The organism is Patulibacter sp. (assembly GCF_030655195.1).
GTDB lineage: Bacteria > Actinomycetota > Thermoleophilia > Solirubrobacterales > Solirubrobacteraceae > Patulibacter.
In genome coordinates, this window is sequence record NZ_JAURWA010000061.1 from 1 (window position 1) to 13,524 (window position 13,524).

At 75.7% G+C, this 13,524-nt stretch carries 15 protein-coding genes and 1 pseudogene; 12 read left to right on the plus strand and 4 right to left on the minus strand.

Translation table 11 applies throughout. The annotated features are described in order from the left end of the window. A partial coding sequence (locus tag Q7T67_RS06545) for a molybdenum cofactor biosynthesis protein B (protein WP_304787228.1) occupies positions 1-530 on the plus strand: 530 nt, incomplete at its 5' end. A 138-nt stretch (positions 531-668) separates the two neighbouring features. Next, on the plus strand, positions 669-1,058 hold the full coding sequence (locus Q7T67_RS06550; protein WP_304787230.1) for a cupin domain-containing protein: 390 nt from the start codon (positions 669-671) through the stop codon (positions 1,056-1,058). Positions 1,059-1,116: 58 nt separating this feature from the next. Here the strand turns inward: Q7T67_RS06550 and Q7T67_RS06555 are convergent, their stop codons facing one another. The 4 genes from Q7T67_RS06555 to Q7T67_RS06570 all read right to left on the minus strand — a co-directional run bounded on the left by Q7T67_RS06555 (position 1,117) and on the right by Q7T67_RS06570 (position 3,782). Continuing rightward, a complete protein-coding gene (locus Q7T67_RS06555; protein WP_304787232.1) occupies positions 1,117-1,536 on the minus strand; it encodes a Rieske 2Fe-2S domain-containing protein in 420 nt (139 codons plus the stop codon). An 88-nt stretch (positions 1,537-1,624) separates the two neighbouring features. Continuing rightward, positions 1,625-2,575: an N-acetylmuramoyl-L-alanine amidase gene (locus Q7T67_RS06560; RefSeq protein ID WP_304787234.1), complete on the minus strand. Its 951-nt coding sequence runs from the start codon at positions 2,573-2,575 to the stop codon at positions 1,625-1,627. Continuing rightward, a complete protein-coding gene (locus Q7T67_RS06565; RefSeq protein WP_304787236.1) occupies positions 2,572-2,772 on the minus strand; it encodes a hypothetical protein in 201 nt (66 codons plus the stop codon). The genes Q7T67_RS06560 and Q7T67_RS06565 overlap by 4 nt, the downstream gene beginning before the upstream one ends. Before the next feature lie 314 nt (positions 2,773-3,086). Next, complete coding sequence (locus tag Q7T67_RS06570; protein ID WP_304787238.1) at positions 3,087-3,782, minus strand: hypothetical protein; 696 nt, start codon at positions 3,780-3,782, stop codon at positions 3,087-3,089. A gap of 174 nt (positions 3,783-3,956) precedes the next feature. Here Q7T67_RS06570 and Q7T67_RS06575 point away from each other — a divergent pair, with 174 nt between their 5' ends. From Q7T67_RS06575 to Q7T67_RS06620, 10 genes and pseudogenes are all read left to right on the plus strand, one after another. Beyond that, positions 3,957-4,238, plus strand: a complete 282-nt coding sequence (locus tag Q7T67_RS06575; protein ID WP_304787241.1) for a GYD domain-containing protein — start codon at positions 3,957-3,959, stop codon at positions 4,236-4,238. 121 nt (positions 4,239-4,359) lie between these two features. Beyond that, positions 4,360-5,835 carry a hypothetical protein gene (locus Q7T67_RS06580; protein WP_304787243.1) on the plus strand — a complete coding sequence of 492 codons (1,476 nt, stop codon included), beginning with the start codon at positions 4,360-4,362 and terminating at the stop codon, positions 5,833-5,835. A 78-nt stretch (positions 5,836-5,913) separates the two neighbouring features. After that, on the plus strand, positions 5,914-7,209 hold the full coding sequence (gene purD / locus Q7T67_RS06585; protein WP_304787245.1) for a phosphoribosylamine--glycine ligase: 1,296 nt from the start codon (positions 5,914-5,916) through the stop codon (positions 7,207-7,209). A 71-nt stretch (positions 7,210-7,280) separates the two neighbouring features. Then, entirely contained in the window at positions 7,281-8,918 is a 1,638-nt protein-coding gene (locus tag Q7T67_RS06590; protein WP_304787247.1) for an AMP-binding protein, read from the plus strand. Between the two features lie 133 nt (positions 8,919-9,051). Further along, a complete protein-coding gene (locus tag Q7T67_RS06595) occupies positions 9,052-10,239 on the plus strand; it encodes a serine hydrolase (protein WP_304787249.1) in 1,188 nt (395 codons plus the stop codon). A 121-nt stretch (positions 10,240-10,360) separates the two neighbouring features. Next, positions 10,361-10,939 carry an NUDIX hydrolase gene (locus tag Q7T67_RS06600; protein ID WP_304787251.1) on the plus strand — a complete coding sequence of 193 codons (579 nt, stop codon included), beginning with the start codon at positions 10,361-10,363 and terminating at the stop codon, positions 10,937-10,939. 98 nt (positions 10,940-11,037) lie between these two features. Then, a complete protein-coding gene (locus tag Q7T67_RS06605) occupies positions 11,038-11,622 on the plus strand; it encodes an HDIG domain-containing metalloprotein (RefSeq protein WP_304787254.1) in 585 nt (194 codons plus the stop codon). Between the two features lie 171 nt (positions 11,623-11,793). After that, positions 11,794-12,495 carry a hypothetical protein gene (locus tag Q7T67_RS06610; protein WP_304787256.1) on the plus strand — a complete coding sequence of 234 codons (702 nt, stop codon included), beginning with the start codon at positions 11,794-11,796 and terminating at the stop codon, positions 12,493-12,495. A 53-nt stretch (positions 12,496-12,548) separates the two neighbouring features. Continuing rightward, entirely contained in the window at positions 12,549-13,235 is a 687-nt protein-coding gene (locus Q7T67_RS06615) for a response regulator transcription factor (protein ID WP_304787258.1), read from the plus strand. Next, positions 13,232-13,524 (plus strand): annotated as a pseudogene (locus tag Q7T67_RS06620) (hypothetical protein); the annotation flags it as partial. The gene Q7T67_RS06615 and the pseudogene Q7T67_RS06620, both read left to right, overlap by 4 nt.

Genomic DNA, 13,524 nt, shown 5'->3' on the forward strand with positions numbered 1-13,524 from the left:
CGGCCGCCGCCTCCCCGGCCCAGGCCCGTCCCGGCGCGCGCGACGCCGCGAAGCCGCTGGACCCGCCGATCGCCGTCGGGCTGCTCACCGTCTCGACGTCGCGCGCGGAGGGGCCGCCCGACGATCCGGGCAGCGTCGCGCTGCGGGAGCTCGCCGTCGCGCTCGGCGCCGAGGTCGCCGCGACCGGCCGGGTCCGGGACGACCGCGTCGCCATCGCCGCCGCCATCGCCCGGTTCGCCGACGAGGGCTGCGACCTGGTCCTCACCGCGGGCGGCACCGGCATGACGACCGACGACGTCACGCCCGAGGCCACCCTCGACGCCTGCGACCGCCAGGTCCCCGGCATCGCCGAGGCGCTGCGGCTGGAGTCGCGCGAGCACACGCACGCCTGGCCGCTGTCCCGCGGCGTCGCCGCGGCCCGCGGCCGGACGCTCGTGGTCAACCTCCCGGGCTCGCCCAAGGCCGCGGCGGAGGCGATCCCGGTCCTCGGCCCGGTCGTGACCCACGCGGTGCGCCTGCTGCGCCGCTGAGGCGGGTCCGGCCGAGGCCTCCTGGGACGCCCGCCGTCCCGGTGCGGACGGCGGGGCCACCCCGCCGCGGTGGCCCCGGTGGCGTCCGCCCGATCGTCGCCACCGATGAGTTCCTGCCCCCAGGACCGTCGGAGCACCATGAGCACGCCCTTCACGCACCTGTCCCTCGACGACGTCGAGGACGTCGCGCCGCGATTCGGCTTCGGTGAGCGCTGGCAGGCCCGGGCCGCCCGGGAGCCGCTCGACATGGAGCGCACCGGCGCGATGCTGCTGCGCCTGCCGGCCGGGGGACGCAGCCCGTTCACGCACCGGCACGTGGAGGCGGAGGAGGTCTACGTCGTGCTGGAGGGGTCGGGGCGGGCCAAGCTCGAGGGGGAGATCGTCGAGCTCGCCCGCCGCGACGCGGTGCGGGTCGCGCCGGGGACCGCCCGGGCGTTCGAGGCCGGACCCGACGGCCTGGAGCTGCTCGCGTTCGGGGCCCGCCACGCGGGGGACGGCGAGGCGGTCGCGGACCCCTGGACCGATTGAGCCCGGGGACCCACTCCCACTCCTCCCGACCGAGCCCGGCCGACCAGCGGCCGGCGGCTCAGTCGTCGAGGTCGGCCGCGAGGCGGACGTAGAGCAGGCCGTCGCGGGCGAGCGCGTCGTGCATGCGCACCGGGGGGCCGCCGTCGGCGTCCGCGCCGCTCCACGAGTCGACGCTCCACCGGTGGTCGGGGCAGGTCAGGTGCCCGTCGACGACCTCGCCGCAGAACGGGTCGAGGTGGTCGTGGAAGCAGCCGCGGTCGACCGCGACGAAGCGGTCGCCGGTGTTGAAGATCGCCAGCTCGCGGCCCGCGACGACCGCGTGCCGGCCGCACCGGGCGGGGACGTCGGTGGCGACGCCCACCAGCCGGAAGCCGTCGAGCAGCAGCGACGCGCCGGCGCCCGGGCTGAGGGCGTGCTCGGCGGAGACGGGGACGCTCCGCGGAGCGTCGGGGAGCGAGGCGAAGGACTTCTCGATCACTGGACACCAGCGTACGCGGACCGGGGGGTCCCGCGCTTGGACCGCTGGCACAAGCGACGCGACGCCCGTTGGCCCGGCCGGGGACGGCTCATCGGTCGATCGCCGCCAGCCCGTCGACGACGCCCTCGGCGATCGCGATCCCGGCCCGACGGCGCCAGCCCGGATCGCTCATGAGCGCCGCGTCGACGGCGTTGCGCATGTTGCCGGTCTCGAGCATGACGGCCGGGACGCGGACGAGGTTGAGCCCGCCGAGGTCGGTCCGCACGTCGAGGCCGCGGCGGCCGAGGTACGTCGAGTACGGCATGCCGGTGCCGCCGCGGAAGGCCGCCCGGACGGCGCGGCCGAGCCGGGCGGACGGTGCGACGACGCGGTCGTGCCCGGCCAGCTCGGGCACCCGGCCGGGCAGGATGACGTGGAACCCGCGGCCGCCGGACGGGCCGCCGTCGGCGTGGATCGAGACGGCCAGGTCGGCGTCGATCCGGTTCGCCCGCGGCATCCGGCGGGTGATGCACGGGCCGACGCCGGTGTCGGAGGACCGGGTCAGCACGACGCGCGCGCCCCGGCGTCGCAGCTCCCGCCGGACGTGCCCGGCGACGAGCCAGGTGAAGCGGTGCTCGGCCAGCCCGCGCACGCTCTCGGTGCCGGTGGTGTCGCACGTCTTCGTCCCGTTGCCGATCGACACGGGCCGGTTCACGCGCGACGGTGCGCCCGCGTTGCCGCCGTTGTGCCCGGGGTCCAGGACGATCGTGCGGCCCCGCAGGGGGCGATCGGCGGAGGGGGTGGCGTCGTCCGGGGCGGCGGAGGTGGTGGTGGACGACGCCGTGCGGACCGTCGCGTCGTCCGCGGCGGGGGAGGTGGTGCCGACGGTGGACGACGTCGTGCGGTCCACGGCGGTCGCGGGCGACCCGACCGCCGCGTCGACGCGCGTCGGCCCCGAGCCGTCCGTACCCCCGTCGGCGGCGCCACTCGCGCCGCACCCGGCCACGCAGAGCGCGGCGCCGCACAGGGCGACGCGCGCGATCGCGGCCCGGCGGCTCACGACATGGTCCCGCCGGTCGCTCCCACGACGAAGACCGCAACCAGGAGCGTCGGCCACAGCAGCGTGAACCAGCCGAGCCACAGCCCCCACGTCGCCGCCGCCCAGCCGGGGCGGCCCGGGAGGTCCCGTGCGATCCGGCGGGCCCGGCGGGCGAACACGATCGCCGGGATCGAGAGGAGGATCGGCAGGACGAACACGCTCGCGATCCCGAACAGCAGGGCGGCGGTGGCGTCGGGGTTCCGGACCGCGCCGGGCGCCGGCGCGACGGGCGGCCGCGCGGCGGGCGGCGAGGACCCCGATCGCTCCGGGGCGGACCACGTGCCGGAGCCCGGGGCCGGAGGCGACGCCGACGACGGACGCGGCTCAGGGGTCGGCGTCGGACGGGGCCCCGGGGTCGGCGTCGGACGTCGGGCCGGGGCGGGACGTGGCGCCCGCCCGTCTGCGGGCCGGTCGGTGACGGGACGGCCGAACGCGTCGCGGTCCGGTCCGTCGCGACGCGCCATCCGGGACCTCAGTTCAGGGCGCCGGTGAACGAGATCTGCAGGCGGTCCCCGGAGGACCGGCCCTGCACGGCGTCGACCGAGATCGACGGGTCCTGGAAGATGGTGATCGCCAGCGGGATCGGCAGGCCCTCGGCCGCCGCCTGCACGGCCCCGTCCTGCGCCACGACGGCGCCGTCGACGGTGGTGTCGCCCAGGAGGGGGACCGCGACGGTGATCGAGAACCGCGGCTCGCCCCCGGAGCCGGAGGGCAGCGCCTTCAGCGATCCGCCGCCGGGCACGAGTGCGGCGAGCTCCCGGATGGACAGCGAGGCGGTGGCCCGGACGCGACCGTCCTCCACGATGGCGTGGACGTTCCGCAGCGTCAGGTTCCCGGCCTCGCCGGCCACCTGGATCTGGCCGACGCGGGCGTCCGTGCGGCCGACGTCCTTCGCCCGGTCCAGCAGCCGGCCCAGCGGGGCCTGCTGGTCGCCGGCGACCGTCGGCGTGTCGACGTCGATCTCGTCCGCGTCGCCGAAGAGCAGCTTCAGGGCGGGCGAGGCCTTCACGGTGACCTTCGCGCTGTCGTCGCCGACCTCGTCGCGGACCTTGCCCTCGGCGATGCCCTTCAGGGTGAACTGCAGGATCACCAGGACGACCACCAGCACCGCGACCACGGCGACGCCGGCGATCGTCCACGTCCTGCGGGTCACGACGGTCCGCTCCACATGCGAGCCATCGTATGCAGCCCGCCTGAAGGCCGTCGAAGAGCGTGCCTCCGTCACACGAGGCCCGCGGGCCGGGCCGCCACCCGCGCCCACGCCGGGCGCCCGATCGGATAGAACGACCCCAGTCCCGGGCGCGTCGATCGGACCCGCCCACCACCGACCCCGGAGCCCCCCGTGCCGACCTACGTGCTGCTCACGCGCCTCTCTCCCGACGGCGTCCAGACGATCAAGAACAACCCGCACCGCATCCGCGAGGTCAACAAGGAGGTCGAGGCGCTCGGCGGCACCGTGACCGCGCAGTGGGCCGTCCTGGGGCAGTACGACTTCGTCAACGTCGTCGAGGCGCCCGACGAGCAGACGATCGCGCGGATCTCGCTCGAGCTCTCCTCGCGCGGCACCGGCAGCTTCGAGACGTTGACGGCGATCCCGGTCGACGACTTCATCGCGGGCATCTAGGGCGCGGCTCGTGAGGGTTCGGTGAGAGGGCCGCGGTAGCGGGGCGGGTCGCCGAGGTTCTGCGTTACCGTCGATGTGACCGGCGCACTCCGTGCCGGTCCTTCTTCGCCTGGACCCTTTCGTGCCGCAGACGCTCACCGCCCGCCCCCTCCGCTCCGCCGCCGTCCTCGCCACGGTGGTCGCAGGACTCGCCCTCCCGTCGGCCGCCGCCGCGGACTGGACGCCGGGCACCGAGCTGGACACCGGCGTCGGCGTGACCGGCCTGACCGTCGACCCCTCCGGCTCCCGGATCGTCGGCGCCCGCGGGTCCGAGAAGAAGACCGTCAACACCCGCCTCATGGGCGTGCAGGCCGACGGCAGCCCGGGCGCCCTGCGCACCCTCTCCGGTCTGCTCCAGGACCCCGTCCCCTACGACGGCGACGGGCTCGTCTGGGCGCGGCAGAAGTCGCTGGGCTCCGTCTACCGCACCGTGCCCGACGGCAAGGGCGGGACGAAGAGCATCAAGCTGACGAACTACCGGCTGGGCATCTCGGTCGGCAAGACCGCGTCGGCCGGCCTGGGCACGCAGCGCTCGCACGGCACCGCCGTCCTGGACGAGCCCGCGATGATCGCCGGCAACGCCAAGGGCAGCGTGCTGATGGCCTGGAGCGACGTCGGCTCCGACGGCGTCGTGCGCGTGTACGCCGCGTGGCGCCGCGGGGACGCGAAGGCCAAGACGGTGCGCCTCGGCAAGCCGCAGAAGATCAGCACGTCCAAGTCCAGTCGCCTGCTCGCCGTCGCCGCGGGCGTCGGTGGCCGCGCCGTGATCGTGTACCAGACGGGTGCCAGCGACTCCACGCGCCGCCTCTACGCGCGCAGCCTGTCGATGGGCCGGGACGAGCTCGGCAAGCCGCAGACCCTGCGACGGGGCGGGCCCGGCTTCCGCAGCGCCACCGCCTCGATCGGCGGCAAGGGTCGCGCGGTCGTCGCGTGGGGCGAGCAGGACGCCGCCACCGAGCGCACCAAGCCCTACGTCGTCCGCGCCACGACCCGCGACACCGACCGGGTCCGCTTCGCGGTGCCCAAGCCGATCGACAAGGGCGGCACGACGGTCCGCGCCCCCGGCGGCGCGCTCGTCTCCGTGGTCGATCCCGCCGGCCGCCCGACGGTCGCCTGGAACCAGCAGGTCGGCAGCGTCGCCGACGGCACCGCGCACGACATCCCGCGCGTCGCCGAGGGCGAGGCGACCGGGGCGCTCGGCGCGTCGCGCGACATCGCCGCCGCCGGCCGCGTGCACGGCATCGCCACGTCCGACAAGACCGGGACGACCGGTCTCGTGCTGGTCCGCGAGCAGGAGCGGCCGATCGGCGGCTCCAACGGCGACCGCGGCGTCGCGGTCCAGGCCGCGTTCCGCCCGGCGTCCGGCACGATCGGCGCGCCCGAGACGATCGACCAGTTCAGCGACCAGCAGCTCCTCGACCGCTCCAACGCGTTCGGGTCCGCCGCGATCGGCGCCCTGCCCGACGGTCGGTACACGGTCGCCTGGACCCGCGCCGAGATCGTCAAGGCCAAGCTGCGCGCCTCGGCCCTGTACAGCGACCGCACCGTCGCCCCCTGACCCCGGATCCGCCGGCCGCCGGCGGATCCGGCCCGGCGCGGTCGGCGGTGCCCCGGTCGCGCCGGTAGCGTGGCGGGCATGCCGAAGGTTCTCGTCGTCGGCGCGGGAGGTCGCGAGCACGCGATCGTCCGCGCGCTCCTCCGGACCGCCGCCGAGACGCCGGTGGTCCACGCCGCCCCGGGCAACCCGGGGATCGCGGCCGACGCCGTCGTGCACGACGTGGCGGCCGACGACGTCGCGGGCCTCGTCGCCCTCGCCCGCGAGCTGACCGTCGACCTCGTGGTCGTCGGCCCGGAGGTGCCGCTGGTCGCCGGGCTCGTCGACGCGCTGCGCGAGGCCCGCATCCCCGCGTTCGGCCCGACCGCGGCCGCCGCGCGCCTGGAGGGCTCCAAGGCCTTCGCCAAGGAGATCATGATCGCCGCGGGCGTCCCCACCGCCGGGTACGAGACGGTCACCTCCGTCGACGCCGGGATGGCCGCGATCACGGCCTACCCCGTCGTCCTGAAGTACGACGGGCTCGCCGCCGGCAAGGGCGTGGTCATCGCCGAGGACGAGGCGTCCGCCCGGGCGACCCTCGTCGACATGCTCGAGGACCAGCAGTTCGGCGACGCGGCCGTCGTCGTCGAGGAGTTCCTCCACGGCGAGGAGGTCTCGCTCCTGGCGGTCTGCGACGGCGTGCGGGCGGTCCCGCTGGCCCCGGCGCAGGACTACAAGCGGATCTTCGAGGGCGACCTGGGACCGAACACCGGCGGGATGGGCAGCTACTCGCCGGTCGTCGGCGTCGACGCCGACCGCGCGCTGGAGATCTCCGCGGCGGTCCACCAGCCCGTCGTCGACGAGCTCGCGCGCCGCGGCACCCCCTTCACCGGGGTCCTCTACGCCGGCCTGATGGTCGATCCCGAGGCCGGCACCGTGAAGGTGCTCGAGTACAACACGCGGTTCGGCGACCCGGAGACGCAGGCCGTCCTGCCGCGCCTGGCGAGCGACCTGCTCGCGTTTACGGCCGCGGCCGCGGGCGGGCCCGACGCACGGCTCGGCGGCCTCGAGGGCGTCGAGCTCACGTGGGACGAGCGCTGGGCGGTCACGATCGTGCTGGCCTCCCGCGGCTACCCGGCGTCCGCGCACAAGGGCGACGTCATCAAGGGCCTGGATCGCACGCCCTCCAGCGCCGAGGTCACCCACGCCGGCACGGCGATCGACGAGCGCGGGCGGGTCGTCACGGGCGGTGGCCGCGTGCTCAACGTCACCGCCCTGGGCGAGTCACCGTCGCAGGCCCGCCAGGCCGCCTACGCCGCCGCGCAGGGCATCCTGTTCGACGGTCGCCAGATCCGCAAGGACATCGCGGAGCGCGCCGTGGAGCGCTGGCAGGGCTGACGGTCGGCCGGGACCGGAGATCACCCGAAAGGACCGTTGTCCCGGAGGTGGCGGGGGCGTAGCGTCCTCCCATGCCTGAGCCCTCCTACGCGCACGGAGCCTCCTCCACCCCGCTCCTGCGCGACACGATCGGCGCGCGGCTGCGTGCCGCCGCCGCGGAGCATCCCGAGCGCGAGGCCGTCGTCTCGTGCGAGCAGGACGCGCGGCTGACCTACGCGCAGCTCGACGACCTGGTCGACCGCGTGGCGTCCGGGTTCCTGCAGCTGGGGGTGGAGGCCGGCGACCGCGTCGGGGTCTGGGCGCCCAACTGCGTCGAGTGGATGGTCGTCCAGTACGCGACCGCGCGGATCGGCGCGATCCTCGTCAACGTCAACCCGGCGTACCGGACGAGCGAGCTGACCTACGCGCTGCAGCAGTCCGGCATGCGGATCCTCATGGCCGCCCCGGCGTTCAAGACCAGCGACTACCGGGCCATGGTCTCCGAGGTCTCGGGCGACGTCGGCACGCTGCGGGACGCGATCTTCTTCGGCGACTCCGCGTGGTCGGCGCTGGCCTCCACGCCGGTCGACGCCGAGGCGCTGGCGGACCGCGACGCCGGCCTGGACCCGGACGACCCGATCAACATCCAGTACACGAGCGGCACGACCGGCGCCCCGAAGGGCGCGACGCTCAGCCACCACAACATCCTCAACAACGGCTTCTCCGTCGGGGAGCTCTGCGGCTACACGGAGCAGGACCGGATCTGCGTGCCGGTGCCCTTCTACCACTGCTTCGGCATGGTCATGGGCAACCTCGCGGCGCTCACCCACGCGGCCTGCGTCGTGATCCCCGCCGCCGGCTTCGACCCCACCGCCACCCTGCGCGCGGTCGCGGCCGAGCGCTGCACGTCGCTCTACGGCGTGCCGACGATGTTCATCGCGATGCTCGGCGACCCGACCTTCGCCGACCACGACCTGACGACCCTGCGGACGGGGATCATGGCCGGCTCGCCCTGCCCGTCGGAGGTCATGAAGCGCGTCGTCTCCGACATGCACATGGACGAGGTGTCCATCTGTTACGGCATGACGGAGACCTCCCCGGTGTCCACGCAGACCCGGCGGGACGACCCGCTCGAGCGCCGCGTGTCGTCGATCGGCCGGGTCGGGCCGCACCTCGAGGTCAAGGTCGTCGACGCCGACCGCGGGACCGCGGTCCCGCGCGGACAGACCGGCGAGCTCTGCACCCGCGGCTACTCCGTGATGCGTGGCTACTGGGGCGACCCGGAGCGCACCGCCGAGGCGATCGATCCGGCGGGCTGGATGCACACCGGCGACCTGGCCACGATGGACGACGACGGCTACCTGAACATCGTCGGCCGGTCGAAGGACATGGTGATCCGCGGCGGCGAGAACGTCTACCCGCGCGAGGTCGAGGAGTTCCTCTCGACCCACCCCGACGTCGAGGACGTGCAGGTCGTCGGCGTGCCGGACGAGCGCTACGGCGAGGAGCTCTGCGCCTGGTTCCGCCTGCGGCCCGAGGCCGGGCCCCTCGACGCCGCCGCGGTGCGCGCGTTCTGCGACGGGCGCCTGGCGCACTACAAGGTGCCCCGCTACGTCGTCGTCGACCGCGAGTTCCCGCTCACCGTCACCGGCAAGGTCCGCAAGAACGTCATGCGCGAGACGTCGATCGACGTGCTCGGGCTGCAGGCCGCCGTGGTCCCGGACGCCTGAGCGCGCTGGTCGCCCGACGAGGCGCGCCCCCGGCGCGTCGCCCCGGACCCGGGCCACGGGCCCGGTCGCCGGTCACGCCCCGCGCCACCCACCGACCTCCACCCCACCCCGACCCCAACCCCAAGGAGCACCCGTGTCCCTCGATCCCTCCACCCTCGACGCCGTCCTGGAGTCGGCCGTGGCCGACGGCCGCGTGCCCGGCATCGCGGCGATCGTCACCGACCGCGACGGCACCCTCTACGAGGGCACGGCGGGTGTCCTGCAGGAGGGAGGCGCGCCCGTCGACGGCCGGACGATCTTCCGCTGGGCGTCGTGCACGAAGGCGCTGACGAGCGTCGCGGCGCTGCAGCTGATCGAGCAGGGGCGCCTGGGCCTCGAGGACGAGGTCCGGACGCACCTGCCCGAGTTCGCGGACCTGCAGGTGCTCGACGGCTTCGACGGGGACACCCCGGTCCTCCGGGCGCCCAGCCGACCGCCCGTCGTCCGCGAGCTCATGACGCACAGCGCGGGGCTGACGTACTTCTTCACCAACGCTGCGGTCGCCCGCTTCCACGAGGTGACCGGGATCCCGCACGTGCTGACCGGGAAGCTCGACGCCCTGACGCGCGTGCCGCTCGCCGCCGACCCGGGGGTCCGGTGGGACTACGGCACGAACACCGACTGGCTCGGCCTGCTCGTCGAGCGACTGAGCGGGCAGACGCTCGACGCCTACCTCGACGAGCACGTCGTCGGTCCCCTCGGCATGGAGGACGTGACCTTCTCGCCGACGGACGAGCAGCGCGCCCGCGCGATGCCGATCCACGTCCGGACGCCGGACGGCGGTCTCGCCGCGACCGAGATCGACCTGGCCCCCGAGCCGGACTGGGCGGCCGGCGGCCACGGCCTGTTCGGCACCGCCGACGCCTACGGCCGGCTGATCCGGGCGCTCCTGCGCGGCGGCGAGCTCGACGGGGCGCGGATCCTGCGGGAGGAGACCGTCGAGCTCGCGTTCTCCGACCAGCTCGCCGGCGTGCCGATGCCGACGGACGGCATCAAGAGCGCCGCGCCGGAGTTCTGCAACGACGTGCCGCCGCTTCCCTTCGCGCAGAGCTGGGGCCTCGGGCTGCACCTGACCCTCGAGGACGTCCCCGGCATGCGGCGCGCCGGCTCGGGCGACTGGGCGGGCCTGTTCAACCTCTACTTCTGGATCGACCGCGGGACCGGCGTCGGCGGCATGGTCCTCACGCAGGTGCTGCCGTTCTTCGACGCCGGGGTCGTCCAGGCGTTCGTCGAGCTCGAGGCCGCGGTCTACGCGCAGGTCGGGGCGACCGCGGCGGCGTGAGCACGGGCGGGCGGTCGGGCCGGCCCGACCGCGTGCTCGCGACCGGGACGATGCGCCGGAGGGACGGCGATCGGGGGCGGCGACGGCGGGCGGGGCGGGCCGGTCCGCCAGACTCCCCGGGGTGACCACGCCCGAGGACCGGCCGCGCGCCCGCACCGTCTCCAGCCGCGAGGCCTATCGGAACCCGTGGATGGTGATCCGCGAGGACGTCATCGAGCGGCCGCACCCCGACGGCACCCCGCGCCCCGGGATGTACGGCGTCGTGATGAAGCCGCACGCCGCGGTGGTCGTGCCGTTCGACGGCGAGGTCGTCCACCTCGTGGGCCAGCACCGCTACCCCATCGACCGCTGGTCCTGGGAGTTCCCGCAGGGCGCGCACCACGAGCCCGGGGCGGACGAGGACCACGAGGCGATCGCGCGCGGCGAGCTGCGGGAGGAGACCGGCTTCGACGCGGGCGACCTGCGCCGCCTGGGCGAGCTGGCCTTCGCGCCCGGGATGTCCGACCAGCTCTTCACCGCCTGGCTGGCCACCGACCTGCGTCCCGGTCCGGTCGCCCCGGACGCCGAGGAGGAGGGCATGCTGCGCCACCGCACCGTCACCCCGGGGGAGCTCGACGAGCTCGTCCTCGGTGGCGGGGTCGTGGACAGCGCGACGGTGGCGACGTGGTCGCTGGCGCGGCGGTTCGTCGTCGGGGGATAGGACGGGCGTCCTCGCCGACCGCCGTGGGGCGGTCGGCCACGGCCCGCCCCGGCCTCGCGCGGCGCTGCCGGGACGGGCGGTCCGGTAGGACTGGGGGGATGGCGCGCACGATCGATCACGACGAGGCCCGGACCCTGCTGGAGGAGTGGGTGAGCGAGCCGTCGCTCCGCCGCCACTGCCTCGGCGTGGCGGCCGCGATGCGCGCCTACGCCCGGGCCGGCGGGCAGGACGAGGAGCTGTGGGGCGTCACCGGTCTCCTGCACGACGCCGACTACGAGCGCCATCCCGACGCGGACACCGGGCACCCGCGGATGATCATGGCCGAGCTGGAGCGCCGCGACGCCCCGCCCGAGATGGTCGATGCGATCGCCGGGCACGCCGCGTACATGCAGGTGCCGCGCACGACACCGCTGGCGCGCACCCTGTTCTCCGTCGACGAGCTCAGCGGCTTCGTCGCCGCCGTCGCGAAGGTGCGGCCGCAGGGCATCCACGGCCTGACCCCGAAGTCGGTGCGCAAGAAGCTGAAGACCGCGTCGTTCGCCGCCGCCGTGGACCGCGAGGACGTCCGTCTCGGCGCGGAGGAGCTCCAGGTCGACCTGGCGGACCACATCGCGTTCGTCATCGCGGCGCTGGAGCCGCACGCCGAGGAGCTCGGGATCGCGGGGACGCCGGCCGAGGGCTGACCGGGCCGGGGGGACGGCCCGTCGGGCGGAGACGGAGGCGGCCGCGGGGCGGCCGCGGGGCGGGTCGGGGGCCGGACGTGGGGCGGCCGCGGGGCGGGTCCGGGGCCGGACGTGGGCCGGTGGGGCCGGTCCCACAAGCCAGTCACAAGAACCGGGCGCAGCATGTCCTCCATGACCACCACCCCCAAGACCCGCCGCCTCCGCGTCGCGGGCATCACCACCATCGCCGCGGCCTCGCTGGCCATCGGCGGCGTCGTCTCCCAGACCGCCGGCGCGGCGGACTCCACCGGCAGCGGCACGACCACGAGCAGCTCGCGGCCGGCCACCCCGCCCAAGCCGCCGAGCCCCGGCCAGGAGGACGCCCGCCTCGCGAAGGCGCTCGGCGTCTCCCAGGACAAGGTCGAGTCGGCCCGCAAGGCCGTCCGCGCCGCCGAGCTCGACGCCGCCGTGAAGGCCGGCAAGGTCACCTCGAAGCAGCAGGACCTGATCGAGCAGCTGCGCGAGACCGGATTCGACGTGCCGCTGCCGCCCGGCGCCGGCGGCGGCCCCGGCTCGGGCACCGACCCGGACACCGCGCTGGCCAAGGAGCTCGGCGTGTCCGTCTCCAAGCTCCGCGACGCGCGTCCGGCGCCGCCCGCCGGCGGTCCCGGCAAGGACGGCAAGGCCCCGACCCCGCCCGGCGGCACGAACGGCAAGGCGCCGACCCCGCCGGCCGGTGGCCCGTCGAAGGACGGCAAGGCCCCGACCCCGCCGGCCGGCGCACCGGGCAAGGACGGCAAGGCCCCGACGCCGCCCGCCGGCGCCCCGACGCCCGGCTCCGGCACCGGCACCACCGGGACGGCGCCGACGCCGCCCTCGACCAGCAAGAAGTGATCCCCGCGGGCCGACCGCGTCCGCGGTCGGCCCCGGTGCGCCAAGATCCCCCCGTGCCCGGCACGACCCTCCCCGACGTCCTCGTCGTCGACGACGACGCGGCGCTGCGCCGGACCCTCGAGCGCGCGCTGCGCCTCGGCGGCTTCGTCGTGCGCACGGCCGCCGACGGCGACGCCGCGCTCGAGGAGATCGCCCGCCGCGCGCCCGCCGCCGTCGTCCTCGACATGACGATGCCCGGGACGGACGGCCTCGACGTCATCCGCCGCTCGCGCGGCCGTGGCGAGGACATGCCGATCTGCGTGCTCTCCGCCCGCGACGGCGTCGACGACCGGATCCTCGGCCTGCAGGCCGGCGCGGACGACTACCTGACCAAGCCGTTCGACGTGGGCGAGCTGCTCGCCCGACTCCACGCGCTGCTCCGGCGCCGCGGCGAGCCGACCGCGCGGCTCAGCGAGGCGGGTCCGGTCCGCGTCGACCGTCGGCGCCACCTGGCCTGGCTCGACGACGAGCCGATGGAGCTCACGGGCCGGGAGTTCGGGCTGCTCGCCTGCTTCGTGGAGCACGCGGGCGTCGTCCTCACCCGCGACCAGCTGCTCGACCAGGTCTGGGGCTACGACTTCGAGGTCGGCACGAACGTCGTCGACGTCTTCGTCGGCTACCTGCGGCGCAAGCTCGAGGCCGACGGTCGCGAGCGCATGCTGCGCACCGTGCGCGGCCAGGGATTCATGCTCCGCCCATGAGCGTCGGCGGCGACGGCGCGCGCCCATCCCCCCTGCGGACCTCCCTGGTCCGGGCGTCCCGCAGCCTGCGGGTCCGGCTGGCGGTTGCGGCCGCGCTGGCCGCGGCCCTGGCGCTGCTCGGCGCCGGCGTGGCGGTCGTCGCGGGCGTCAACGGCAGCGAGCGATCGAGCCTGGACCGCACCCTCGTCGCCCGGGCCACCCGCGCGGCGACCGTCGCCCGTGACGCGCTGACCGGGCCGGGCGGGAAGGCCCGGCCGGCGGCTCCGGGGACGTCGACGTCCCCGGAGCC

What these genes read in the sequence shown, in the direction of transcription:
- Q7T67_RS06605 (WP_304787254.1), top strand. Translation starts at nt 11,038, where the DNA reads ATGGCGCGCACGATCGATCACGACGAGGCCCGGACCCTGCTGGAGGAG.
- purD (WP_304787245.1), top strand. Translation starts at nt 5,914, where the DNA reads ATGCCGAAGGTTCTCGTCGTCGGCGCGGGAGGTCGCGAGCACGCGATC.
- Q7T67_RS06610 (WP_304787256.1), top strand. Translation starts at nt 11,794, where the DNA reads ATGACCACCACCCCCAAGACCCGCCGCCTCCGCGTCGCGGGCATCACC.
- Q7T67_RS06590 (WP_304787247.1), top strand. Translation starts at nt 7,281, where the DNA reads ATGCCTGAGCCCTCCTACGCGCACGGAGCCTCCTCCACCCCGCTCCTG.
- Q7T67_RS06550 (WP_304787230.1), top strand. Translation starts at nt 669, where the DNA reads ATGAGCACGCCCTTCACGCACCTGTCCCTCGACGACGTCGAGGACGTC.